Origin of the sequence: Actinomadura viridis (assembly GCF_015751755.1) — a bacterium.
Taxonomy (GTDB): Bacteria; Actinomycetota; Actinomycetes; order Streptosporangiales; family Streptosporangiaceae; genus Spirillospora; species Spirillospora viridis.
In genome coordinates, this window is sequence record NZ_JADOUA010000001.1 from 4,153,847 (window position 1) to 4,178,429 (window position 24,583).

Here is a 24,583-nt window from a genome sequence, read left to right on the forward strand (position 1 = left end):
TTGTCTACTGTTCGGGGCATAAACCGCGTACGACGTACCCAATGGAGGGGCTCATGGCGGAACCCATCGTGGTGGCCGAGGGGCTGAGCAAGAGTTTCGGCGCCATCCGCGCGCTGCGGGGGCTCGATCTGACCGTCCGGGAGGGCTCGGTCTGCGGCGTCCTCGGCCCCAACGGGGCGGGCAAGACGACGCTGATCAGGATCCTGGCCACGCTCGCCGATCCCGACGCCGGCACCGCCCGGATCGCCGGGCACGACGTCGTCCGCCAGGCCGACCGGGTGCGCGCCCTCATCGGCCTGGCCGGGCAGTACGCCGCCGTCGACGAGAAGCTCACCGGCCGCGGCAACCTGCGCATGTTCGGCCGGCTCTCCCACCTGTCGCGCGCCCGGGCCCGCGAGCGGGCCGACGAGCTGCTGGAACGCTTCGGGCTGGCGGAGGCCGCCGACCGGCGGGTGGCCGGCTACTCCGGGGGCATGCGGCGCCGGCTCGACCTGATCACCAGCCTGATCCTGCGGCCCCGGGTGCTCTTCCTGGACGAGCCCACCACCGGGCTCGACCCGCGCAGCCGCAACGAGATCTGGGACAGCGTCAGGGAACTGGTCGCCGACGGCACCACCGTGCTGCTCACCACCCAGTACCTGGACGAGGCCGACCGGCTGGCCGACGACATCGCCGTGGTCGACCACGGCCGCGTCATCGCCGGCGGCAGCCCCGACCGGCTCAAGGCCGGGATCGGCGACAGCCTCGACCTCGTCCTGGAGGACCACTCGGCGATCTCCCGTGCCGCGACGGTCCTCGGCGGCCTGACCGGGACCGACCCGCGCCCCTCACCCGAGACCGGCCGGCTCAGCGTCCCGCTGGCGGGAGGGACCGGGCCGGTGCGGCTGGCCGACGTGGTGCGCGAGCTGGACCGGGCCGGGATCGCCGCCGCCGACGTGAGCGTGCGCCGCCCGACGCTGGACGAGGTCTTCCTCCGCCTGACCGGGCAACCCGCCGCGGCCGGCGACGAGGAACGGCCCGCCGGGACGCCCCGCCGGCTCAAGGAGAGCGCGTGATGACCGTGCGGACGACGCCCCTTCCCTCACCGGCGGAACTTCCCTCGACGATGGAACGGCTCCGCTGGACTTTGGCCGACGGGCTCACCCTCGTCGGCCGGGAGACGGGCCGCATGCGCCACGAGCCCGGCGGGCTCATCGGCGCGCTGGTCTTCCCCGCCCTCATGGTGGTGCTCTTCGGGTACGTGTTCGGCAGCGCCATCCAGGTGCCCGGCGGCGGGGATTACCGCGAGTACCTCATGCCGGGCCTGTTCGTGATGATCACGTTCACCTCGGTCATGGCCCTGACGATGCGGGTGGCGTCCGACGCCTCCCGTGGCGTCATGGACCGGTTCCGCTCCATGCCGATCACCCGGATGGCGGTTCCGTTCGGGCAGACCGGCGCCGACGTCCTCATCGGGTCCCTGAACCTGGGCATCATGGCGGGGGTGGGCCTGCTGGTCGGCTGGCGGCCCCACCACGGCGTCCTGCCCACCATCGAGGCGTTCCTGCTGCTGTGCCTGATGCGGTACGCGCTGAGCTGGGTGGGGTGCTACCTCGGGCTGGTGGTGAAGAACGAGGAGACGGCCGACCATCTGATGCCGCTGATGCTGCCCTTCACCATGCTGTCGAACGCGTTCGTGCCCACCGAGGGGATGCCCGGCTGGCTGAGGTTCATCTCCGACTGGAACCCCGCCAGCGCGCTCACCACCGCCTGCCGCGACCTCTTCGGCAATCCCGGCGTCCCGGCGGGCGATGTCGCCTGGCCGCTCGCCCACCCCACCGCGACCGTTCTGCTGTGGTCGGCCGTGCTGCTGGTGGTGTTCGTCCCGCTGTCGGTGCGCACCTACACGCGCAAGGGCCGCTGACCGGAACCCCGGCGCGGCGTGGCGGTCGCGGCGCCGGGGTACGACCGGCTGGCCGGGCCGACTGCCGGACGGAGGCGGCCCTACCCGACGTCCGGTACAGACCGGCCCATTCCAGGAGTCGGCCTCAAGAACACAGAAACCTGTCATCGCCGGTTATGGTGAAGTCAAAGACCCGACCATCCTGGGGGCGTGGGCGTGGACGAGCAGGCGCGGGAGCCGGGCGGGGCGGTACCGCACGACCGTGACCCCGCGGCGGAGCCGGTGGTGAGGATCGACCGGCCGTCCCCGGCGGATCTCGACCGGGCGGCGGCGGAGCGGATCGAGGAGCTGTGGAACGGCGTCGCGCCCGCGGCGGCCGAGGCCGCCCGGCTGGCGACCGCCGTCACCGAGCCGGTCCGCCAGGCCGCGCGGGACGCGGCCGGGAGCGCCGCGACCACGATCGTGGAGCAGCTCTCGGGCACCCCGGTGATGCGGGCGGTGGAGCAGGCGGCCCGCGAGACCGCGGTGAAGATCGCCACCACCGCGGCGGAGAAGGCGGTGCGGGAGGCCCGCGCCGCGGCCGAGACGCATCCGGTGGGCGGCGCCGCCCTCGACGTCACCACCACCGCGATGACGATCGCCGGGCAGGCGGCCTCGCATCCGATGGCCGTCGCGGCGGCCCGGCTGGCGGCCCGCCACCCCCTCACCCGCGCCGCCACCGCGACCGCGCGGGACATGGCCGGCCGGACCGTCGCGGCCCCGGTGGTGCAGGCCGCCACCCGGACGGTCGTGGACGCCGCCCTGGACACGGTCGCCGAGGTGGCCGTGGACGTGGCCATGGACCTGGGCCGCGACGTCGTCGTGCGGGTGATGCGGGAGGCCGCCCGCGAGGCGGCCCGCGAGCTGGTCACCGGCGTCGGCGGGAGGGCCCGTGAGGCGGCGGCGAGGACGCCGCTGACCGCGGCCGCCGCCGGCATGGCCGCCGAGGTCGCCGCCATGGCGGCGGAGAACGACGCGCTGCGCGGCACCGTGCGCGACACGGTCCGTTCCGCGGGCGACCTGCTCACGGCGGTGGCCGGCAGCACCGTGGCACGGACCGCCCGCGACCTGGCCGCGCGCGCCGCGGCCGCCACGATCGAGGCCGTCATGGCCGAGCTGCTGCGCGAGGCGCTCAAGCTCGCGCTGCGCGAGGAGCTGCGCGGCCTGATGCTCGACGTCGCCCGCGACGTGGTGGTCGACGTGACGCGGACCACCTGGACGGCGGCCACCCGTCCCGCCCCGTCCCCCGGCCGGACCGGGCAGACCGGCCAGACCGGGGAGTCAGGGGAGGCCAGGGACGGGAGTCCCGCCCGCGACACCGGGACGGAGTTCGAGGCCGTGGAGGTGCTCGACGTCCAGGTCCACCGCGGGCGCGAGCGCGGCCGGGTCAGCGAGGCCGACGAGATCGTGGTGTCGGTCGCCGGGCTGCTGGGCCGGGCCGCCGAGGTCACCGCCTCCCTGGTCGCGCCCGCGCCCGCCAACGACGACCCCTGGCGGACGGCCACCGAGCCCACCACCGAGCCCACTACCGATCCCACCGGCCGGCCCACCGCCGCCGCCGCCGACCAGGACACCGCCCCACCCTCCGGCACCGTCTGAGAAGTTCCTGAAATATCGGTGAGAAACGCCGCCGACCGGCATGACCGCCGGTCAGGCGCGATTACTTTGTGCCCATGGAGCCTGGCACCCCGGGGGCGACGCCTGCCCGGATCCTCATCGTGGACGACGAACCGGCCGTCCGGGAGGCGCTGGCCGGCAGCCTGGAGTTCGAGGGGTACCGGGTCGGTGAGGCGGCCGACGGCGTCATGGCCCTGGACCAGGTCGGTCGGCAGCCGCCCGACCTGGTCGTCCTCGACGTCCTCATGCCGCGGATGGACGGCCTGACCACCTGCCGGCGGCTGCGCGCCCGGGGCGCCACCATGCCGGTGCTGATGCTGACCGCGCGTGACATGGTCGGCGACCGGGTCACCGGCCTGGACGCGGGCGCCGACGACTACCTGGCCAAGCCGTTCGAGCTGGACGAGTTGCTGGCGCGCATCCGAGCGCTGCTGCGGCGCAGCGCGATGACCGCCCCCGCCGGGCGACGCCCCGGGGAGCCGCTGGCCTTCGGCGACCTGCGGATGAACACCGTGACCCGCGAGGTCACCCGGGCGGGCCGGACGCTGGAGCTGACCCGCACCGAGTTCATGCTGCTGGAGCTGTTCCTGCTGCATCCGCGCCAGGTCCTCACCCGCGAGCGGATCCTGGAGACGGTGTGGGGGTTCGACTTCGAGCCCGCCTCCAACTCCCTGGACGTGTACGTGATGTACCTGCGCCGCAAGACCGAGGCCGGCGGGCTGCCCCGCCTGGTGCACACCGTCCGCGGCGTCGGCTACGTCCTGCGATCGGTGTCGTGATGCGGCGGCCGTCGCTGCGCGGCAGGCTGTCGCTGCTCACCGCCGTGGCGGTCGCCCTGGCCGTCGCCGCGTGCGCCACCGCGAGCTGGTTCCTGGTCCGCGACCAGCTCTACGACGAGATCGACCGGCGCCTGGCGGTGATGGGCGGGCCGGTCGTCCCGCCCGGCGGCGGCATCCCCGCAGGGCCCCGTGACTGGCGCCGGACCGGCGAGCTGACCGCGATGCTGAACGGCTGCTCCCCGGCGGCCACCACCACCGGCGCCCGGCTCCGGCCCCCCGGCCCGTACGAGATCATGCAGCTGGTGAGCGCCGGCGGTGACCCGTGCACGGTGCCCAACGCCGGTTCGCTCACCGTCACCGGCGCCGATCTCCAGGTCGCCCGGGGCGCACGGCAGTGGATCGTGCGGGACGGCACCGGCGTCACCGCCGACGGCGAGCGGGTCGACGTCCGGGTGCGCACCACCGGGTTCGTGACGCCCGACGGCACCCGCGCCGCGGTCTCCTACGCGCTGAACCTGAACCAGGTGGAGGAGCCGCTCGCCGACCTGGCGCTGGCGCTGGTGGCGGTCGCGGCGCTGGGGGTGCTGGCCTCGGCGGGCACCGGGCTGCTGGTCGCGCGGGCGTCGCTGCGGCCGGTGGACCGGCTGACGGCGGTGACCGAGCACATCGCCCGAACCGAGGACCTGGGCACCCGTATCCCCGCCGAGGGCGCCGACGAGATCGCCCGGCTGAGCCGCTCGTTCAACACCATGACCGCGGCGCTGGCCGCCTCCCGCGACCACCAGCAGCAGCTGATCGCCGACGCCGGGCACGAGCTGCGCACCCCGCTGACCAGCCTGCGCACCAACATCGACCTGCTGCTGCGGGCGGAGGCGAGCGGGCGGGAGCTGCCCGCGGCCACCCGCCACAACCTCCTGGTCAGCGTCAAGGCCCAGATGCGGGAGCTGTCGAGCCTGGTCGGCGATCTGCTCGAGCTGGCGCGGCCCGAGGACGCCGAGCCCGCGCACGAGACCGTGGCGCTGAACGAGGTGGCGGCCCGCGCGGTGGAACGTGCCCGGCTGCGCGGCCCGGGCCTGCGGATCGATCTGGCGGCCGAGCCCTGGTTCGTGACCGGGGACTCGGCGTCGCTGGAGCGTGCGGTGGTGAACCTGCTGGACAACGCGGTGAAGTTCAGCCCGCCGGGCGGCGCGGTGCGGGTGCGCCTGGCCGGCGGTGAGCTGAGCGTGCGCGACCACGGGCCGGGGATCCCGGCCGGGGACCTCCCGCACGTGTTCGAACGGTTCTGGCGGTCGCCGTCCGCGCGCAGCCTGCCGGGGTCGGGGCTGGGCCTGTCGATCGTGGCCCGCACCGTCACCGGCTGCGGCGGCCGGGTGCTGCTGGAGCCGGCCGCGGGCGGCGGGACCCTGGCCCGGGTGTGGCTGCCCGGGACCGCGGAGCGTCCCGCGGACCGGGACTGACCCCTTTCTCATCGGACGTTAATGATCGCCTAAGGCCGCTCCCACGCCCGCCCGTGACCGTGGTCGCATGAACCGATTGGTCACCGATCCGGCCGCCGCGGCCGGGGCGCGTCCGGACCCGCCGGGTGGCGGCGGCCGGCGGCGCCTCGTCGAGGTGGTCGTGCCCGTCCACGACGAAGAGCGCGTGCTGGAGGCCAGCATCCGCCGCCTGCACGGCTACCTGACCGAGACCTTCCCGTACCCGTTCAGGATCACCATCGCCGACAACGCCAGCACCGACGGCACCCGGCGGGTGGCCGAGGACCTGGCGGCCGGGCTGCCGCACGTGCGGGCGGTCCGCCTGGAACGCAAGGGCCGGGGCCGGGCGCTGCGGCACGTGTGGGGTGGCAGCGACGCCGACGTGGTCGCCTACATGGACGTGGACCTGTCCACCGACCTGGACGCCTTCCTGCCGCTGGTGGCTCCGCTGATCTCCGGGCACAGCGACCTGGCGATCGGCACCCGCCTCTCGCGCGGGTCGGCGGTCGTGCGCGGCCCCCGGCGCGAGGTCATCTCCCGGTGCTACAACCTGCTGCTGCGCACGACGCTGGCGGCGCGGTTCTCCGACGCCCAGTGCGGGTTCAAGGCGGCCCGGACCGAGATCGTGCAGGCGCTGCTGCCGTCGGTCGAGGACGAGGCGTGGTTCTTCGACACCGAGCTGCTGCTGCTGGCCGAACGCAACGGGCTGCGCATCCACGAGGTCCCGGTGGACTGGGTGGACGACCCCGACAGCCGGGTGGAGGTGCTGCGCACCGCGCTGGACGACCTGCGCGGCATGGCACGGGTCGGACGGCGGATGCTGACCGGCGCGTTCCGCGCCCCGGTCGGCGGCCGGCCCCGCCCGGAACTGCCGGCGGGGATGGCGCGGCAGCTGTCCGGCTTCGCCATCGTCGGGATCTTCAGCACGCTGGCACAGCTCGTCCTGTTCGTGCTGCTGCGCCTGGTCATGGGGCCGCTGTGGGCCAACGCGCTGTCGCTGGTGATCACCACGGTCGGGAACACGGCCGCCAACCGCCGCTTCACCTTCGGGGTGACCGGGCCCGAGCGGGCGTTCCGGCAGCATCTGGAGGGCGGGCTGGCGTTCCTGCTCGGGCTGGGCCTGAGCACGGGCGGCCTGGCGCTGCTGCACGCCGTGACGCCGGGGGCCTCCCGGGCGGTCGAGGCGGCGGCGCTGGTGAGCGCGAACGCGGTGGCCACGCTGGTCCGGTTCCTGCTGATGCGGGCCTGGATCTTCCATCCGCGCCGCCTCGGCCGCCGTCCCGAAGGGCCTGCCGTTCCCGCACACCTCACCACCGGGGAGCAGACCCGATGAGCGGCACCGAAACGATCGATTCCGCCGCCGCGCGGTCGCCACGGCCGCCGCAGCGGCGGGCCGAGCCCGGCGGCCGGGCACGGCGGCTCGAGCGGCTCGTGCTGGGCGCCCCGCAGGACCCGCGCTGGGCCAGGCCCGCGCTGTGGGGGATCGTGCTGCTGGCCTTCGCCCTGTACGGGTGGAGCCTGACGCAGGGCGGCCTGGGCAACACCTACTACTCGGCGGCGGTCAGGAGCGGCACCCAGAGCTGGAAGGCGTTCTTCTTCGGATCCCTGGACGCCGAATCGTTCATCACCGTGGACAAGCCGCCGATGTCGCTGTGGGCCCAGGTGCTGTTCGCCCGGGTCATCGGGTTCGGCACCTGGAGCCTGATGCTGCCGCAGGCGCTGGCGGGCGCGGCCGCGGTGGCGGTGCTGCACGCCACGGTGCGGCGCGCGTTCGGGATCCCGGCGGCGCTGGTCGCGGCCGGGACGCTGGCGCTGACGCCGATCACCGTCGCGATCAACCGCGACAACAACCCCGACACGCTGCTGGTCCTGTTCATGGTGCTGGCGGCCTGGGCCTGCACGCGGGGCGTGGAGTCGGGCCGGATGCGCTGGCCGGTGCTGGCGGCGGTCTTCGTCGGCTGCGGGTTCAACACCAAGATGCTCCAGGCGTTCGTGGTGGTCCCGGCGCTGGCACTGGTGTACCTGGTCTCGGCCAGGCCCGGCCTGGTGCGCCGGGTGGGGCATCTGCTGGCCGCGGGGGCGGCGCTGGCGGTGTCGTCGTTCTGGTGGATGGCCGTGGTGGACCTGATCCCGGCCCGTGGCCGCCCGTTCATCGGCGGCAGCACCGACGGCACCGTGTGGGACCTGGTCATCGGCTACAACGGGCTGGGGCGGATCTTCGGGCAGGGCGGCGGCGGCCCTGGCGGGGGCGCGGGCGCAGGTCCGGGCGGTGGCCCCGGTGGTGGTGGTTTCGGCGGCGGAGGTTTCGGCGGGTTCGGCGGCGCCTCGGGGCCGGGGAGGCTCTTCAACGACGTCATGGGCGGCCAGATCTCCTGGTTGCTGCCGTTCGCGGTGATCGCGCTGGTGGCGGGGCTGGTGCTGGTGTGGAGGCGGCCGCGGGCGGAACCGGCGCGGGCTGGGCTGGTGCTGTGGGGCGGCTGGCTGGTCTTGCACTACGTGGTGTTCAGCTTCGCCGAGGGCATCTTCCATCCGTACTACGCCACGGCGATGGCCCCGGCGGTCGCGGCGCTGACGGGAGCGGGCGTGGTCCTGCTGTACGGCGCCTACCGGCGGTCGGTGGCCTGGGCGTGGGTGCTTCCGGCCGCGGTCGCGGCCACGGGGGCGTGGTCGCTGGTGCTGCTGGCCCGTACCCCGGAGTGGAACCCGTGGCTGCGCTGGGCCGTCGCCGCGGTGACCGTCCTGGCCGTGGCCGCGCTGGTGGCCGGACGCGTGCTCGGCGGCCGGGGGCGCCGGGTGGTCGTCGCGGGGCTGGCGCTGGCCTCGGTCGCGGGGCTGGCGGGCCCCGCGGCGTACGTCCTGGCGGGCTCGTGGTCACCGGTCAACGGCACCAACCCGCTGGCGGGCCCGTCGGCGGAGCAGGGCGGCCGGTCCGGGGTGACGCGGGGCGGGATGCCGGGCGGCCGGTTCCCCGGCGGCCCGGCGCCCGGTGGCGGTCAGATGCCCGCCGGGCCACCTGCCGGGTGGCAGGGGCCGGGCGGCAGGACACAGCCGGGCCAGGACCAGGCCGGCCGCCCCCCGGACGGCCAGGCGCGGGACGGCCGGGGGCCCGGTGGCGGCGCCGGTGGTGGCGTCGGCGGCGGTCCTCGCGCCCAGGTGAGCGACCAGATGGTCCGCTACCTTCAGCGCGACCGTGAGGGCGCCCGCTGGCTGGTGGCGGTGAGCAGCGCCCAGGAGGCGTCGTCGATCATCCTGCGGACCGGCGAGCCGGTGATCGCCATGGGCGGCTTCACCGGATCGGACCCGGCGATGACCGTGGACAAGCTGCAGCGGTACGTCAGGAGCGGCGAGCTACGCCACATCCTGATCAACGGCCAGGGGCGGATGGGGCCCTCGCGCGGCAACGCCGAGGTGACCGCCTGGGTCCGGGAGAACGGGACCCTGGTGGACCCGAGCGAATTCGGAGGCTCGTCCTCCTCGTCCTCCTCGTCCGCCGGGGCCGATGGCGGCGTCCGGCTCTACAGGCTCGGCTGAGGAGGCGGGCGGGGGCGGTCGCGCGCCGGCCGTCCCCGCCTGCCCTGTTCCTGCCCACCCGTTCACGTGAAGGAACTATCGATGACGACGACTTTGCCCCAGGTCCCGGCCACCGCGCCCGGCGGCGGGCCGGTGAGACGGCTGCGCGGCCTGGTGCGCGTCCTGATACGCGGGGGCACGCAGGATCCGCCTTGGGCGCGGCCCGCCCTGCTGGCCCTGCTGCTCGGCACGGCCGTCCTCTATATATGGGGCTTGGGCGCGTCCGGCTGGGCGAACTCCTTCTACTCGGCCGCGGTGCAGGCGGGCGCCACGAGCTGGAAGGCGTTCTTCTTCGGCTCCTCGGACGCGGCGAACGCCATCACCGTGGACAAGCCGCCGGGCGCACTGTGGCCGATGGCCCTGGCGGGGCGTGTGTTCGGTGTGAACTCCTGGAGCATCCTGGTCCCGCAGGCGTTGATGGGCGTGGCGGCGGTCGGGACGGTGTACGCCGCGGTCAGGCGGCGGTCGGGGGAGGGCGCGGCGCTGCTGGCCGGTGCCACGCTGGCGCTGACACCGGTCGCGGCGCTGATGTTCCGGTTCAACAATCCCGACGCGCTGCTGGTGCTGCTGCTGACACTGGGCGCCTACGGCATGGTGCGGGCGCAGGAGGGCGCGAGCACCCGCTGGCTGGTGTTCGCGGCGTGCTGCGTGGGGTCGGGGTTCCTGGCCAAGATGCTGCAGGCGTTCCTGGTGGTGCCGGTCTTCGCGGTGGTGTACCTGGTCGCGGCTCCGGCGCCGGTGCGCCGCAGGCTGTGGCAGCTGGCCGCGGCGGGGGCGGCGCTGCTGGTCTCGGCGGGCTGGTGGGTGGCGGTCGTCGCTGTGGTGCCCGCCTCGTCCCGGCCCTACATCGGCGGGTCTCAGGGCGACAGCGTGCTGGAATTGGCCCTGGGCTACAACGGGATCGGGCAGCTGAACGGCGACGAGGTCGGCGGGCTGGGCAACCTCGATCACGACGCCGGCTGGGCGCGCATGTTCGGTCCGCAGATCGGGGGGCAGATCTCCTGGCTGCTGCCCGCCGTGCTGGTCCTGCTGGCGGCAGGGTTGTGGGCGACGCGGCGGGCCCCGCGCACCGATCCGCTCCGTGCCGCGCTCGCCCTGTGGGGCGGCTGGCTTCTGATCAGCGCCGTGATCTTCAGCTTCATGCGGGGGATCTTCCACGAGTACTACACGGTGGCGCTGGCGCCGCCGATCGCGGTGCTGGCCGGCATGGGCGCCGGTCTGCTGTGGGAGCGCCGCCGGAGCCGTTCCGCGTCGGTGGTGCTGGCCGGAGTGGTGGCGGGCACCGCGGTCTGGGCGTACCTACTGCTGGGGCGTGCGCGGGACTGGTCTCCGGGGCTGGCCCCGGCCGTCCTTGCCTGCGGGCTGGTGGCGGCGGTCCTGCTGGTGGCCGCCGGTCGGCTGCCGCGCGCGGTGGCGGCCGGGGCGGGGGCGCTGGGGGCGGTGAGCGTGCTCGCCGGTCCCGCGGCCTACGCGCTCGAGACGGTGACCACCCCGCACACCGGCGCGATCGTCGTCGCGGGCCCGCCCACCGGGTTCGGTCCCGGCGGACGTGGTCCCGGGGGCATGCGGGGGCCGGGCCGCGGGGATGGGCGTCCCGGCGGCGTCCCGGACGGGGGCCGCGACGGGGCTGGTTTCGCGGGTCCGCCGCCGGGCGCCGCGCAGCCGGGGCGGGGAGCGATGCGGCCGGGCGGCGGGCAGTGGCGACAGGGCGGGCCGCAGGGCGGGCCACAGGGTGCCGGCGGGACCGGCCGTCCGGGACGCGGTGGAGGCGGCGGAGGCGGAGGGCTGCTGAACGCCGCCACGCCCGGCGCGCAGGTCACGGCGTTGCTGAAGGCCGGCTCGGGTTCGTTCACCTGGGTCGCGGCGGCCGTGGGGTCCAACAACGCCTCCGGGTACCAGCTCGCCACGGGCCTGCCGGTGATGGCCGTCGGCGGGTTCAACGGCACCGATCCGGCGCCCACGCCGGAGGGGTTCCAGGACCATGTCGCGGCGGGCAGGATCCACTACTTCATCGGCGGCGGGGCGATGACGGGGCGCGCGCGGAGCGGAAGCGACGCCGCGCAGAAGATCACCGCGTGGGTGCGGGAGAACTTCACCGCGGTCACGGTGGACGGCGTGACCCTGTACGACCTGACCGCCCGGCGCGGCTGACCGACCGCCCGGCGGCCGGCCGCCGGGCGGCGGGAGACGGCCGGGGCGCGGGCGGGGGCGTCGTGATGTACTCGGGAAAGGAGCGAGCGAAGGGAAGCGGCCATGGCAGATCTGCTCGACGACACCGCCGTCACCGCGCGCCTGGAGGAGCTGCCCGGCTGGACGCGTGACGGCGCGGAGATCCGGCGGCGGCTGAAGGCCCCCTCGTTCATGGCGGGGATCGAGATGGTGGCCGAGGTCGCCCGGGCCGCCGAGGCCGCCGATCACCATCCCGACATCGACATCCGCTGGCGTACCGTGACCTTCGCGCTGACCACGCACAGCGCCGGGGGCTTGACGGCGCGGGACTTCGACCTGGCGGGGCGGATCGAGGAGATCGCCGCCGCGCACGGCGCCGAGTAGGCCGGAGGATCTCCACGACCGGCCGGGCCCGGTACGGGCCGTTCGACCGGTCGCCGACATGGAGCGGTACGGGGGCGATACGGGTGGCGGTGCAGGTGTCGGTGTGCGGTCCGCGCGAGTGCACCGAGCGGGAGTGGGACCACGCCTACGAGACGGGGCGGTTGCTGGCCGGTCGCGGGGCCGTGGTGATCTGCGGCGGGTACGGCGGGGTGATGGCGGCCGTGGCCGCGGGGGCCGGGTCGGCGGGCGGTGTGGTGGTGGGGGTGCTGTCGGCCGCCGACCGCAGCGCCGCCGGGCCCGATCTGACGGTCGCGCTGCCCACGGGGCTGGGCCAGGCCCGCAACGCACTGATCGTCAACGCCGCGGACGCGGTGATCGTGGTGGGCGGGTCGTGGGGGACGCTGTCGGAGCTGGCGCTGGCGATGCGGCGGGGCCGGGTTCCGGTGGTGCAGCTGGGCGGCTGGCGGGTGGTGGACGAGGAGGGCCGCCCGCCCGGGGGCGTCCTGCACGCGGCCGATCCCGCCGAGGCGCTCCGGCTGACCGGCCTGTGGGAGTGAGGCGCCGGTCGGCCGGAGCGGTGTTCGAGCGATCCGCGTGACCAAGCGGGATCGGCGGGTTCGGCCGGCTCAGCGGGTGCGGCGGCGGAAGAGGGGCCCGGCCAGGACGGCCGCGGTCAGCAGCAGCCCGGCGCACCAGGCCAGCGCGGTCCAGGGGCGGGTGCCGACCGGCTGGTCGAGCAGCAGCCCGCGCACGCTCTCGATGAGGGGTGTGGCCGGCTGGTGCCGGGCGAAGCCGTGGAGCCAGCCCGGCATCGTCTCGATCGGGACGAACGCGCTGCTGGGGTAGGGCAGGAACAGCACGAAGAAGGTGAAGCCGCTGGCGGCCTCGGTGGTCCGGGCGAGCAGCCCGATCACCGCCGACACCGCCGACATCGCGACGATGAAGGTGATCAGCAGGCCGATCGCGGCGAGCCAGCCCACCGGCCCGGCGGAGGGCCGGAAGCCGATGGCGAACGCGACGGCGAACACGATGGTGACCGAGCCGAGGTTGCGCAGCGTGCTGGCGGTGACATGGCCCGACAGCAGTGAGCGCGCGCCGATGTCCATGGAGCGGAACCGGTCGACGATGCCCTCGTTCATGTCGTCGGCGACCATCACCGCGGTCATGGAGGATCCGTAGGCCGCGCACAGCAGCAGCACGCCGGGCAGGGCGTAGGTGACGTACTGGGGGGTGTCGGTCTGGATCGCCCCGCCGAACAGGTAGACGAACAGCAGCATCACCATGACCGGCAGCAGCAGCGCGATGAGCAGCGACTCGAAGTTGCGCAGCGTCAGGCGCAGGCTGCGGCCGGCCAGGACGGGCCATGTGGCGAGTTCAGACAAGGGAGTCCTCCTTCCCACCGGCCGCCGGGCCGGTTCTCGGAGCGTCGGCGGCGGCATCGCCGCCGGGCGGGGCCGCGGTGCGGTCGCGGGTGACGGCCCGGCCGGTGAGGGCGAGGAAGACGTCGTCGAGGGTGGTGTCGTGCACCGCGAACCGCCGCAGGGCCGTCCCTGTGGGGTCGATCTCGTCGAGCAGCCCGCGGATGTGCGCGGCCGAGCCGTCGGTGGCCACGCCGATGGTGTGCCCGGCCTCGTCGCGGTGGACGGCGCGTCCGCCGAGGGTCCGGGCGAGTTCGGCGAAGGCGGCGGGGCCGGTGGCGACCAGGTCGAGCCGCTGCCCGCCGACGCGGCTCTTGAGCTCGGCGGCGGTGCCCTCGGCGACGACGCGCCCGGAGTCCAGGAGGGCGATCCGGTCGGCGAGCCGGTCGGCCTCCTCCAGGTACTGGGTGGTGAGGAAGACGGTGACGCCGCCGGCGGTGAGGTCGGTGACCATCTCCCACATGGCGCGGCGGCTGCGGGGGTCCAGGCCGGTGGTGGGCTCGTCCAGGAAGAGCACGGACGGGTCGGTGACCAGGCCGGCGGCCAGGTCCAGGCGGCGGCGCATGCCGCCGGAGTAGGTGCCGACCCGGCGCCGGGCGGCCTCGGTCAGGTCGAAGCGCTCCAGCAGCTCGGCGGCCCGGCGCCGGGCCCGGGCGCGCGAGAGGCCGCGCAGCCGCCCCATCATGCGCAGGTTCTCCTCGCCGGTCTGCAGCTCGTCGATGGCGGCGTGCTGGCCGGTGAGGCTGATGAGCCTGCGGACCTCGCGGCGCCGGGTCACCACGTCCAGCCCTGCGACGCTGGCGGTGCCGCCGTCGGGCGGGGTGAGGGTGGACAGGATCCGTACGGTCGTGGTCTTCCCGGCGCCGTTGGGACCGAGCAGCGCGAAGACGCCGCCTGGAGCGACGTGCAGGTCGATGCCCTCCAGCACCGGCACCGATCCGTAGGACTTGCGCAGCCCGCCGGCGGCTATGGCCGGTTCATCGCTCATGGATTCCTCCGTATATGGCGTACGCACTACTGTGTATGGCATACGCGGTACTGCGTAGGGTATACACATCGGTGGACTGGTGGTCAACCCCGGGAACGTGGATGAGCGAGGACAACGAGGTCGGCGAGGGCGGCGGACTGCCGGAGAGCGTTGAGCTGGCGTGGGGGCTGCGCGAGCGCCCGGGCAAGGGGCCCAAGCGGGCCCTGAGCCTGAAGGGGATCGTGGAGGCCGCCGTCCGGGTCGGCTCGTCGGAGGGGCTGGAGGCCGTCTCGATGAGCCGGGTGGCGGCGGAGGCCGGCGCGTCCACGATGGCGCTGTACCGGTACGTCTCCTCCAAGAACGACCTGCTCATGCTGGTCTTCGATCAGGTGATGGGCGAGCCGCCGCCGCTGCCGGGGCCCGAGCGGGGGTGGCGGGAGGGGCTGTCGGCCTGGGCGTGGGCGATGCGCGGGGCCCTGCGCCGGCACCCCTGGATCCTGCGCGTGCCGATCACCGGGCCGCCGGTCATGCCCAACAACGTGGCGTGGATGGAGGCGGCGTTGCGCGCCACCGCCGGCATGGGGCTGCCCGGCCCGGAAAGGGTGGGCATCCTGCTGCTGCTGAGCGGCTACGTCCGGACCGAGGCGACCATGTCCCACGACCTGGAGACGGCGTTCCAGGCGTCCTCGACCAACGAGCGGGAGATGCTGGCGAACTACGGCGCGCTGCTGGCTTCCCTCACCGATCCCGTGCGCTTCCCCGAGTTGCACGGCCTCATCAAGGAAGGGGTGTTCGGGGAGGCCGGCGGGCCCGACGACGATTTCGTCTTCGGGCTGGAACGCCTGCTGGACGGCATGGAGGCGCTGGTGCGCGAGCAGGGCCGCGGCTAGGCTCTGTTTCAAAGCCCCGGCCCACGGCCCTCGCCTGGCGGCTCGCGCCTGACCGGGCCTATGCGAGCGCGACATCGCTTCGCGATCTGCCAGGCGGCGCTCGCCTCCGGCATCGCCCCACCTGGCAGCCAGCGCGCTCGCGCGGTGGCTGAGGCCAGCTCGAGACAGGCCCTGGCCGTTCCGCGGGCCGGCGGAGGGGTGCCTTACTCCCCGGGCTCGGAGTCCTCCCGGCTCGAGGCCGTCCCCCGATCCCCACCCTCGTGGTCGCGGTCGTCGCGGTGGCGGTCGCGCCAGACGATGAGGGCGATCACGGCGACCACGATGAGGGTCGGGACGAAGAAGGGCACGGCGCTGACGATCGGATGGGTGGCCAGCACCCCGCCGGACCCGGCCGTGTCGGCGGGAACGGCGGCGAGCACGGCGATGCGGGTGCTCATGCGTCCGTCCCCTGGCGTTCCCGCCCGGCCGGGACGGCGGGCTCGGGCCGCAGGGACCGGGAGACGCGGGCCACGCCCCAGCCCAGGGCGAGGACCAGGGCCAGGGTGCAGGCCAGCACCACCGAGGAGCAGGCCAGCCACAGCCAGCCGGGCACTCCGGTCTTCAGCTCGCGCTGCAGGATGCGGCGTTCGCTCTGGACGTCGCGGGTGAAGGTCTGGGGCGCGGGCAGCTCGCGGGCCCCGATGGCGGGGTCGGCGGGCAGGTAGATCGGCACGCCGGCCAGCGAGCGGCCGTCGTGCAGGCGGATCAGGGTCTTCCACTGGCCGTGCAGCGGCATGGGCGCGGACGTGCGGTAGACGCCGCCGGACTCCTTGATCAAGGGCTCGACGTGCAGGCCCTTGCCCTGCCAGCCGGTGATGGCCACCCAGGCGGGGCCGTCGGGCCGGCCGGGGGAGGAGAAGACGACGCGGGCGTGCGCGGTGCGGTGCGCCGCGTCCCCCTGGACGCCGGTGAGGGTGACGGTGGCGCGCACGTCGCGAGGTACGTCGATGACCAGGCCGTTGGCCACGGCCGCCGCGACGCCCAGGAGGGCGGCGGCGAAGGCGGTACGGGACACCGCGGGACGGGGCAGGCGGCCCTCCAGGCCCTCGGCCAGCATCGCGCCGCACAGCCCGCCCGCCACCCCGCCGACGACCGCCATGATCATGCCTTCGGCGAGGATGTCGGTGGTCCAGGGCAGGCGGAAGGCGACCTGGCTCCAGGCGTACTCGGCGGCGAACCCGGCGGTGCCGATCAGCGCGCCGGCGGCCGCGCCGAGCGCGAGCGGGCGCCGGGCCAGCGCGAGCGCGGCCAGCTCGACGCACAGGGCCTCGGCGAAGTAGAGCGGGACCGAGGCCCACAGCTCGCCGATCACCGCGGGGCCGACCGCCACCGACACCCCGCCGCGGATGAGCATGTAGAACAGCACCGCGAACAGCGCTCCGCCGCGGCCCACCCACAGCCGGGCGGCGACCAGCGCGCAGCCGGCGGCCAGCGCGATCAGCAGCGGCTGGTGCACCAGGCGGAACTGGGGGACGCCGAAGTCGTACTCGGCCTGGAACACCGACAGCCCGATGAGCAGCCCGCCGGCGTGCATGCCGCGCCGCACGTACCGGGCGGCGGGGGAGGGGGCCTGCCCCGCGGGGCCGTCCCAGGCGGCGCGGCCTTCGCGTTCCAGGAGCATCATGCCGATCAGCGAGAGCCCGGCGCCGCCGATGAGCATCAGGTGCGTGGGCCCCCACAGGGTGACGTCCTGGCCGAAGACCCGGTGCCAGAGGTCGTCGAGGGGGAAGCCGGCCAGCGCGTAGAAGCCGGCGCCGGCCACCAGGACCCCGCCGGCGGGGGCGTACCAGTCGCGGGTGATGCGGACGGCCGCGCCGCCGGGGCGTTCACCGCGGGGCAGCGCCATCGCCAGCACGCCGGCGGTGAAGATGCCGAACAGCCCGATGAGGATCGGGTAGTGGGCGATGTTGGCCAGCGGCCCCTCGTCCCGTCCGTGCGAGATGTGCAGGGAGATGTCCCAGTACATGCCGAGCAGGGCGGTGATCAGCGAGAGCATGGCCACCATCGCGGGCAGCGCGGCCCAGCCGGGCACGCCGCGGCCGGGGCCCCGTTCGGCCAGGGCGGCCAGGCGGGCCAGCACGGTGATGCGGCCGCTGCGGTGGCCCCAGCCGAGCACCAGCAGCGCGGCGGTCAGCAGCGCCGCGCCGCCGGAGGCGATCAGGATCTGGTCCAGTGCGGCGCCGCCGGCCGGCCTGGCCTCCTGGGCGAGGACGCGCAGGTCCCTCAGGGGGTCGTCCGCGAGCCAGGGCGCGGTGGCCCGGCCGGTGTCCGTCACTCCATCCCACACAGGGTGCTCCTTCGACCGCTCTGACCGCCGTGGCGGGTTGATCCCTCCGGCCCGGAGTATGTCATCTTTGAATGTGTCATTGTCTAGTGTCACATTCTGTGGCGTAGGACACCAGGGGAAGAGGAGCGCGATGCGGGCGGCGGTTCTGCCAGGGTCGGGAAGAGCGCGGGCAAAGGGACTGACAGGGGTGGCCGGAGCGGTGTCACTGGCGGCCGTGCTGGCGGCGGCGTCCGGGTGCGGTGAACCCGCGCCCACCGGTTCGCCGGCCGGTTCGCCGACCGGTTCGCCGGGGGCGGCGTCGACGTCTCCTCCGGCCGCGCCGGAGACCGCCGCGGTCACCGACGTCACCGTGACCGTGGTGAACGGGAAGCCGCGCACCGGCCCGGGACGGGTGAAGGTACGCCGCGGCGCCACCGTGCGGATCACGGTGACCAGCGACACCGCCGACGAGTTCCACCTGCACGGCTACGACCGCACGCTGCCGCTGGCCCCCGGGAGGCCCGCGACGCTGCGGCTGGTCGCCGCCACCCCGGGCGTGTTCGAGGCCGAGCTGCACCACTCCGGCGCCCGGCTGTTCGAGCTTCAGGTGGGCTGAGCGGTGCGGGTCCTGGCACACGGGCTGGGCGGGCGGAGCGACCTGCCCCTGGACGCGGTCGCCGCGATCGTCGGCGGCGGGACCGCGGTGGCGGTCTCCTTCCTGGCCCTCACGCTGGCCTGGAAACGGCCGCGGCTGGACCCCGGCGGCGGCCGTCCGCTGCCGCCGGCCGTGGCACGCGTTCTGGACTCGGCGCGGGTCACCCTGGCGGCGCGGGCGCTGGTCCTGGCCGCCGCGGCGTTCGTCGTGGTCGTCGCGCTGGCCGGGCCGCGCGAGGACACCGCGAACCTGGCGCCCTGGGCGTTGTACGTGACGTTCTGGGTGGGGCTCGCCCTCGCCAGCGTGGTCGCGGGACCGGTCTGGAAACGCGTCAACCCGCTGCGCACGCTGCACGCGGCGCTGTGCAGGCTCACCGGCGCGAGCGCCGAAGGGCGCCGCGCACTGCCTCCCGGGTGGGGGTACCGGCCGGCGGCCGGATGGCTCACCGCGTTCGTGTGGCTGGAGCTGGTGGCGCCGGGCCGTTCCGATCCCCGCCTGGTCGGGGCGCTGATCGTGGCCTACGCGGCGGTGAACGTGGGGCTGGCCCTGGTGTACGGGCGGGAGTGGTTCGCGCGCGGCGACGGCTTCGAGGTCTACTCCAGCCTCCTGGCGCGGCTGTGCCCGCTGGGCCGCCGCGCCGACGGCGTCCTGGTGCTGCGCACGCCGCTGACCGGGCTGGTGGGCGGTGCCGCCGGGCCCGGCCTGGTCCTGACGGCGTGCGTGCTGATCGGCTCGACCGGCTTCGACGGGGTCACGCGCACCACCTACTGGCGCGACAACGTCGATCCGGCCGATCCGGTGGCGGGCACGCTGGGCCTGGGCTGCGCCATCGCGGCCGTGGCGGTGCTGTACACGGCGGCGATGGCGGCCTGCGCGGCGCTGACCGGCCAGGACCGGCGGGTCCTACCGGGGCGTTTCGCCGCCACGCTCCTGCCCATCGCGTTCGGCTACACCCTCGCGCACTACTTCTCCTTCTTCCTGCTCGAAGGGCAGATGACCGTGATCCTGGCCAGTGACCCGTTCGGCACCGGGCTGGACCTGCTGGGCTCCACCGGCCACCGGATCGACTACGGCCTGGCCGGTCCCTCCCTGATCGCGCAGGTCCAGGTCAACGCGATCGTCCTGGGGCACCTGGCGGCCACCCTCGCCGCCCACGAGATGGCCCTGCGCACCGGGCCTGCCGGGGGTGCGGGGCGGGGGCAGGCGCCCGTCGCCGTGGTCATGGTCGCGCTCACCTGCGCCGGGCTGTTCGCCCTGCTCAGCGGGTGAGTTCCCGGGCGGGTCGGCCGCGGGCGTCCCGGCGGCGCGTTCGGCCGCCTTGTCCCGCTGCTTCTTGCGGCGCTGGTACTCCTGGACGGCGATGAGCACCGCGACCAGGACCGGCCCCCAGTACTTGGCCGTCTGGAAGATCGCCTGGATCCAGCCCGGCAGGGTGAGGTCGGGCAGCGGGATGGAGGGCGGGTCGATGTCGGGCCAGGGGATGCGGGGGCGGGGGATGTCGGGCAGGTCGACGTCCGGCAGCGGGATGTCGGGCCAGGGCAGCCGGATGAGCACCCCGATCCCCAGCAGGGGCAGCAGCACCTTGGCGACCGCGGCGGCGACGTGCCGCGCCGCGAACAGCTTGGGGTGGCGGCGCGCCAGGCGTTCGCGGCGGGCGGCCCGGCTGCCCTCGGGCGGGGTGAACCAGACCTCCCCGGCCCCGGTGACCAGTTCCTTCAGGTCGGCCTGGGCGGGGTCGGGGACGACCCTGCACATGCTCAGCCCGCCGCGCCAGTCGGCGGTGACCTTGACGGTGAGACCGTCGTGGACGAGCTTGACGGCCTTGTCGGAGGTGCGTTTGCGGTCGACCTCCCGGCCGTCCACCAGCAGCCGGATGTCCTGGCTGAGGAGGGACGGGGACGACTCCACCTCCAGGAGCCGTCCGTCGAGTTCGAGCGCCCAGCGTTCCGGGGCGGTGGCGGCCATCGAGTCTCCCCCTGGCGATGGTCGGCTGGTGAAGGCGAGCGGGACCTTCCCCAGGGTGGCGGGCGGCGGCGGGGACGGGCATCGGCCCAGGTGCCAGGTCGCCTAGACCAAAGTCGATGCCCGGGTGGCCATCGGTCGCCGCGTCCCCCACGTCCCACCGCCCGCCGCGCCGGGCCGCCGGGCCGCCAGCCGGAGCGGCGCGGGGCGCGGTCAGCCGGTGCCGTCCGGGGCGGCGGAGACGGCCTTGCGCAGGTGGGCGGCGGTGATGGAGCCGGTGGCCTCCAGCAGCGCGGCGGGCGTGCCGGTGAAGACGATCTCGCCGCCGTGCTTGCCGCCGTCGGGTCCCAGGTCGATGACCCAGTCGGCGCGGCGGACGACGTCCAGGTCGTGCTCGATGACGATCACGGTGTTGCCGGCGTCCACCAGCCGGTCCAGCAGCGCGACCAGGGTGTCGACGTCGGCCATGTGCAGGCCGGTGGTCGGCTCGTCCAGGACGTACACCTGTCCGGTGCGGTGCAGCTGGTGGGCGAGTTTGACGCGCTGGCGCTCGCCGCCCGACAGGGAGCCGAGCGGCTGCCCGAGGGCGAGGTAGCCGAGGCCCACCTCGTCGAGCGCGCGCAGCCTGGTGACCAGGGGTTCCTCGGTGAAGAGGTCCAGCGCCTCCCGCGCGGTCATGGCCAGGACGTCCACGATGGTCCTGCCGCGCAGCGTGTGGGCGAGGGCCTCGGGGCGGTAGCGGCTTCCCCGGCAGGTCCGGCAGGTGGTGGTCACCGGGTCCATGAACGCCAGGTCGGTGACGATGACGCCGTGGCCGTCGCAGCCGGGGCAGGCGCCCTTGGAGTTGTGGCTGAACAGGGCGGGGTCGGCGCCGCCGGCCTTGGCGAACAGGCGGCGCAGCGGGTCCATCACGCCGATGTAGGTGGCGGGAGTGGAGCGCCGGGAGGCGCCGATGGGCGACTGGTCGACCACGATCGCCTCGGGGTGGCGGACGGCGAACACCTGCGATACCAGGGTGCTCTTGCCCGATCCGGCGACGCCGGTGACGGCGGTGAGGACGCCGGTGGGGAAGTCCACGGTCACGTCCTTGAGGTTGTTGAGGCGGGCGCCGGTGACGGTGAGCCGTCCGGTGGGGGTGCGGAAGTGCGGCTTGACGGTGGCGGGGCGGCGCAGGCGGCGGCCGGTGAGGGTGCCGGAGGCGCGCAGCCGGTCGACGGGGCCTTCGAACACCACCCGGCCGCCGCGGGCGCCGGCGCCCGGTCCCATGTCGATCACGTGGTCGGCGTTGGCGATGACGTCGGGGTCGTGCTCGACGACCAGGACGGTGTTGCCCTTGTCGCGCAGCCGGCGGAGCAGGCCGTTGAGGCGGCCGACGTCGCGGGGGTGCATGCCGGTGCTGGGCTCGTCGAAGATGTAGGTCAGGCCGGTGAGGCTGGAGCCCAGGTGGCGGACCACCTTCAGGCGCTGGGCCTCGCCGCCGGAGAGGGTGGAGGTCGGCCGGTCCAGGCTGAGGTAGGGCAGGCCGATGGCCTCCAGGCGCCGCAGCCGGTCGATCGCCGCGGCGGCGATGGGCGCGCCGACCGGGTCGCCGGTCCCGGCGAACGCGGTGAGCGCGGCGATGAGGTCGCTCACCTCCAGGGCGCACAGTTCGGCGATGTTGCGGCCTGCGATGCGGCAGGCCAGGGCGGCGGCGTTGAGGCGGGCGCCGTGGCAGTCCGGGCAGTGGCGTTCGGTGACGACCCGGCGGGCGGCCTGGCGGGCGGTGCCCGGGAGCGCGTCGAGGTCGCGTTTGAGGTAGAGGCGCTCGAAGCGTTCGACGAGGCCCTCGTAGGGGTTGCTGCCGGTCTCGCCGGTCCGGTTGCGGCGCGGCACCCGGAAGCCCTTGCCGTGCAGGAGCAGGTCCCACTCGGCCTCGGTGTAGTCGCGCAGGGGCTTGTCGGGGTCGAACAGCCCCGACTCGGCGTACAGCTGCCAGTGCCAGCTGCCGACCTTGAACGGCTCGAACAGCACGGCGCCCTCGTTGAGGCTCCTGGAGGTGTCGAGGAAGGCGTCCAGGTCGACGCCGACGACCTGGCCCAGGCCGTCGCAGCCGGTGCACATGCCCTGGGGGTCGTTGAAGGAGAAGGCCGAGGCCTCCCCGGCGGCGGGCTGCCCGCACCGGGAGAACAGGACGCGCAGAACCGCGAGGATGTCGGTGATGGTGCCGACGGTGGAGCGGGAGTTGCCGCCGATCGGCCGCTGGTCGACCACGACGGCCGGGGTCAGGTGGTCGATGACGTCGGCGGCGGGGCGTTCGTGCTTGGGCAGCCGGTCGCGGGCGAACCAGGAGAGGGTCTCGCCCAGCTGGCGCTGGGACTCCACCGCGACGGTGTCGAAGACGATCGAGGACTTGCCCGACCCCGACACCCCGGTGAACACCACGATCCGTTCCTTGGGGATGCGCAGGCAGACGTCCTTGAGGTTGTTGGCGCGGGCGCCTTCGATCAGGATGGTGTCCCGGTGGGGTGGGGTCGTGTCCTGCGTCGTGCTGTCCTGCGTCGTGCTGTCCTGCGTCGTGGTCATGCGGCCCACGCTAGGGACGATCCAGGTCAGGATCGGTCCTGTTTCGTGCGCATACTGGGGCGTGTGAGCGACACCTCTGGGCGGCTGCTGCGGCTGCTGTCGTTGCTGCAGACCCGCCGCGACTGGCCCGGCCCGGAGCTGGCCGGGCGGCTGGGGGTCACGGTGCGGACCGTGCGCCGCGACGTGGAGCGGCTGCGGCTCCTGGGATATCCGGTGCACGCCGAGCTGGGGGCGGCGGGCGGGTACCGGCTGGAGGCGGGGACGGCGATGCCGCCGCTGCTGCTGGACGACGAGGAGGCCGTGGCGATCGCGCTGGGGCTGCGGGGCGCGGCGGCGGGCGGCGGGATCGAGGGCATCGAGGAGACCTCGGTGCGCGCCCTGGCCAAGCTGGAGCAGGTGCTGCCGGACCGGCTGCGGCGCCGGGTGAACGCGCTGCACACCGCGATGGCGCCGATCTCGGCGCCGCCGGCGGGTACGGGTGTGGCGCCCGGGACGCTGACGGTGATCGCCACCGCGTGCCGGGACCGCGAGCGGCTGCGTTTCGCCTACCGCGACAAGGACGAGGCCGTGACGCGGCGCCTGGTCGAGCCGTACGGGCTGGTGTCGGCGGGGCGCCGCTGGTACCTGGTGGCGTGGGACGTCGGCCGGGGAGACTGGCGGACCTTCCGGGTGGACCGCCTGGAGGATCCGCTGCCGACCGGTGTGCGGTCGGGGCCGCGGGAGCCGCCGGGCGGGGACGCCGCGGCGTTCGCCAGGCGGTCGCTGGCCGCCTCACGGCCCCGGCACCAGGCCGTTGTCCTGGTGTACGCGCCGGCCTCGGAGGTGGCCGAGCGGTTCCGGGTGGCGGAGGCGGAGCTGGAGCCGGTCGACGAGCGCACCTGCAGGTTGCGCACGGCGGCCGATTCGCTGGAGTACACGGCGCTGCGGCTGGCCTTCCTGGAGATCGAGTTCGTCGTGCTGGAGCCGCCGGAGCTGGCCGGGTGCCTGCGGGATCTGGGCCGCCGCCTGCTGCGCGCCACGGAGGGCGTGGAGGGCGCGGGGGGTGCGGGTGCTGCGGGGGGTGCCGCGCCGCGGGACTGACCGCGTACCTGCCCGGACGGCCGGTGGAGCCGGGAAGACTCAGGCCGGGCGGGCAGAGCAGGCCCGGTGGGGTCAGGGCAGGTGGGTCAGGCAGGGGTGGCGGCGCGGTGCGGGGCCAGCAGCCGGTCGAGGTCGGTGTGCAGGGTCTGGACCAGGTCGTCGCCGTGTCCGGCCAGGGACCACAGGATCAGGACGCCGTTGTAGGTGATCTGCACCGAGCGGGCGAGGGCGGCGGTGTCGGTGCCGGCGGCCAGCGAGCCGGCGTCCGCGGCCGACTCCAGCAGCGCGGCGATCTCCTCGCCGACGATGCGGGCGTGGACGGCCGCCAGGTCGCGGAACTCGGGGTCGGTGAGGTCGAGCTGGAGGAAGGCCACGCTGAAGGCCATGTCCTCGGGGGTGCGGACGATCGCGGCCATGGCGCCCAGCGCGGTGTACAGGGCGTCCAGGGGGGCGGGGTGGTCGTGGCGGGCGCGGGCGAAGTGGTCGCGGGCGCCCGGCCCGGCCTGGCGCGCGAGGGCGAGCAGCAGGCCGCGTTTGGACCCGAACCGCTGGACGAGGGTGGCGGGGGCCAGCCCGGCCTCCTCGGCCACGGCGCCCAGGGTCAGTCGCCCCGGTCCCAGGCGGCCCAGGGCGCGGCCGGCCGCGCGCAGGATCGCCTCGTCACTGGTGGTGCGCGGGCGTGCCACGGCTGGACTCCTTGCCTGTCTGACCCGTCTTGCCTGTCACCGGTTCCGGTCGCCGGTTTCCGAACGGTCGTTCGCTTACTGTAGCGCGGCGGTGCCGCCGGGCCGTGCGGGCGCCCGCACGTTTGGCCGTCCGTCTCTCGGGG

At 74.8% G+C, this 24,583-nt stretch carries 20 protein-coding genes; 14 read left to right on the forward strand and 6 right to left on the reverse strand.

Annotated features, from left to right (window positions below; all coding sequences use genetic code 11):
• The first annotated feature begins 53 nt into the window (after positions 1 to 53).
• The 10 genes from IW256_RS18840 to IW256_RS18885 all read left to right on the forward strand — a co-directional run bounded on the left by IW256_RS18840 (position 54) and on the right by IW256_RS18885 (position 12,472).
• Positions 54 to 1,055, forward strand: a complete 1,002-nt coding sequence (locus IW256_RS18840; protein ID WP_197012240.1) for an ATP-binding cassette domain-containing protein — start codon at positions 54 to 56, stop codon at positions 1,053 to 1,055.
• Positions 1,055 to 1,903, forward strand: a complete 849-nt coding sequence (locus IW256_RS18845) for an ABC transporter permease (RefSeq protein ID WP_231403842.1) — start codon at positions 1,055 to 1,057, stop codon at positions 1,901 to 1,903. Before IW256_RS18840 ends, IW256_RS18845 begins: the two co-directional genes overlap by 1 nt.
• A gap of 189 nt (positions 1,904 to 2,092) precedes the next feature.
• Positions 2,093 to 3,520, forward strand: a complete 1,428-nt coding sequence (locus IW256_RS18850; protein WP_197012241.1) for a hypothetical protein — start codon at positions 2,093 to 2,095, stop codon at positions 3,518 to 3,520.
• A gap of 74 nt (positions 3,521 to 3,594) precedes the next feature.
• A complete protein-coding gene (locus IW256_RS18855; RefSeq protein WP_197012242.1) occupies positions 3,595 to 4,317 on the forward strand; it encodes a response regulator transcription factor in 723 nt (240 codons plus the stop codon).
• Positions 4,317 to 5,774, forward strand: coding sequence for a HAMP domain-containing sensor histidine kinase (locus IW256_RS18860; RefSeq protein ID WP_197016397.1), 1,458 nt, complete (start codon positions 4,317 to 4,319; stop codon positions 5,772 to 5,774). Before IW256_RS18855 ends, IW256_RS18860 begins: the two co-directional genes overlap by 1 nt.
• A 67-nt stretch (positions 5,775 to 5,841) precedes the next feature.
• A complete protein-coding gene (locus IW256_RS18865; protein WP_197012243.1) occupies positions 5,842 to 7,125 on the forward strand; it encodes a bifunctional glycosyltransferase family 2/GtrA family protein in 1,284 nt (427 codons plus the stop codon).
• Positions 7,122 to 9,323 (forward strand): ArnT family glycosyltransferase, encoded by a 2,202-nt coding sequence (locus tag IW256_RS42275; protein WP_197012244.1) that lies wholly within the window; start codon positions 7,122 to 7,124, stop codon positions 9,321 to 9,323. Before IW256_RS18865 ends, IW256_RS42275 begins: the two co-directional genes overlap by 4 nt.
• Before the next feature lie 81 nt (positions 9,324 to 9,404).
• Positions 9,405 to 11,513, forward strand: coding sequence for an ArnT family glycosyltransferase (locus IW256_RS18875; RefSeq protein WP_197012245.1), 2,109 nt, complete (start codon positions 9,405 to 9,407; stop codon positions 11,511 to 11,513).
• A gap of 102 nt (positions 11,514 to 11,615) precedes the next feature.
• Positions 11,616 to 11,915, forward strand: coding sequence for a 4a-hydroxytetrahydrobiopterin dehydratase (locus IW256_RS18880; protein ID WP_197012246.1), 300 nt, complete (start codon positions 11,616 to 11,618; stop codon positions 11,913 to 11,915).
• An 83-nt stretch (positions 11,916 to 11,998) separates the two neighbouring features.
• On the forward strand, positions 11,999 to 12,472 hold the full coding sequence (locus IW256_RS18885; RefSeq protein WP_197012247.1) for a TIGR00725 family protein: 474 nt from the start codon (positions 11,999 to 12,001) through the stop codon (positions 12,470 to 12,472).
• A 69-nt stretch (positions 12,473 to 12,541) separates the two neighbouring features.
• Here IW256_RS18885 and IW256_RS18890 read toward each other — a convergent pair whose 3' ends face one another.
• On the reverse strand, positions 12,542 to 13,297 hold the full coding sequence (locus IW256_RS18890; RefSeq protein ID WP_231403843.1) for an ABC transporter permease: 756 nt from the start codon (positions 13,295 to 13,297) through the stop codon (positions 12,542 to 12,544).
• Positions 13,290 to 14,321: an ATP-binding cassette domain-containing protein gene (locus IW256_RS18895; RefSeq protein WP_197012249.1), complete on the reverse strand. Its 1,032-nt coding sequence runs from the start codon at positions 14,319 to 14,321 to the stop codon at positions 13,290 to 13,292. The genes IW256_RS18890 and IW256_RS18895 overlap by 8 nt, the downstream gene beginning before the upstream one ends.
• A 101-nt stretch (positions 14,322 to 14,422) precedes the next feature.
• Between IW256_RS18895 and IW256_RS18900 the strand changes: the two genes are divergently transcribed.
• Complete coding sequence (locus IW256_RS18900; protein ID WP_197012250.1) at positions 14,423 to 15,190, forward strand: TetR/AcrR family transcriptional regulator; 768 nt, start codon at positions 14,423 to 14,425, stop codon at positions 15,188 to 15,190.
• Positions 15,191 to 15,393: 203 nt separating this feature from the next.
• Here IW256_RS18900 and IW256_RS18905 read toward each other — a convergent pair whose 3' ends face one another.
• Together IW256_RS18905 and IW256_RS18910 are read right to left on the reverse strand one after the other, a co-directional pair.
• Positions 15,394 to 15,627, reverse strand: a complete 234-nt coding sequence (locus IW256_RS18905) for a hypothetical protein (RefSeq protein WP_197012251.1) — start codon at positions 15,625 to 15,627, stop codon at positions 15,394 to 15,396.
• Positions 15,624 to 17,516, reverse strand: coding sequence for a hypothetical protein (locus tag IW256_RS18910; RefSeq protein WP_307828949.1), 1,893 nt, complete (start codon positions 17,514 to 17,516; stop codon positions 15,624 to 15,626). Before IW256_RS18910 ends, IW256_RS18905 begins: the two co-directional genes overlap by 4 nt.
• 187 nt (positions 17,517 to 17,703) lie before the next feature.
• On the opposite strand from IW256_RS18910, the gene IW256_RS18915 reads away from it, so the two are divergent.
• Both IW256_RS18915 and IW256_RS18920 read left to right on the forward strand, forming a co-directional pair.
• Positions 17,704 to 18,111, forward strand: a complete 408-nt coding sequence (locus tag IW256_RS18915) for a cupredoxin domain-containing protein (protein WP_197012252.1) — start codon at positions 17,704 to 17,706, stop codon at positions 18,109 to 18,111.
• A gap of 3 nt (positions 18,112 to 18,114) precedes the next feature.
• Complete coding sequence (locus IW256_RS18920) at positions 18,115 to 19,419, forward strand: hypothetical protein (RefSeq protein WP_197012253.1); 1,305 nt, start codon at positions 18,115 to 18,117, stop codon at positions 19,417 to 19,419.
• A 906-nt stretch (positions 19,420 to 20,325) separates the two neighbouring features.
• Here the strand turns inward: IW256_RS18920 and IW256_RS18925 are convergent.
• Positions 20,326 to 22,674, reverse strand: coding sequence for an ATP-binding cassette domain-containing protein (locus IW256_RS18925; protein WP_197012254.1), 2,349 nt, complete (start codon positions 22,672 to 22,674; stop codon positions 20,326 to 20,328).
• A 63-nt stretch (positions 22,675 to 22,737) separates the two neighbouring features.
• Between IW256_RS18925 and IW256_RS18930 the strand changes: the two genes are divergently transcribed.
• Positions 22,738 to 23,754, forward strand: coding sequence for a helix-turn-helix transcriptional regulator (locus IW256_RS18930; RefSeq protein ID WP_197012255.1), 1,017 nt, complete (start codon positions 22,738 to 22,740; stop codon positions 23,752 to 23,754).
• An 86-nt stretch (positions 23,755 to 23,840) separates the two neighbouring features.
• Here the strand turns inward: IW256_RS18930 and IW256_RS18935 are convergent, their stop codons facing one another.
• Positions 23,841 to 24,440, reverse strand: a complete 600-nt coding sequence (locus IW256_RS18935; RefSeq protein ID WP_197012256.1) for a TetR/AcrR family transcriptional regulator — start codon at positions 24,438 to 24,440, stop codon at positions 23,841 to 23,843.
• Between the last annotated feature and the right edge of the window lie 143 nt (positions 24,441 to 24,583).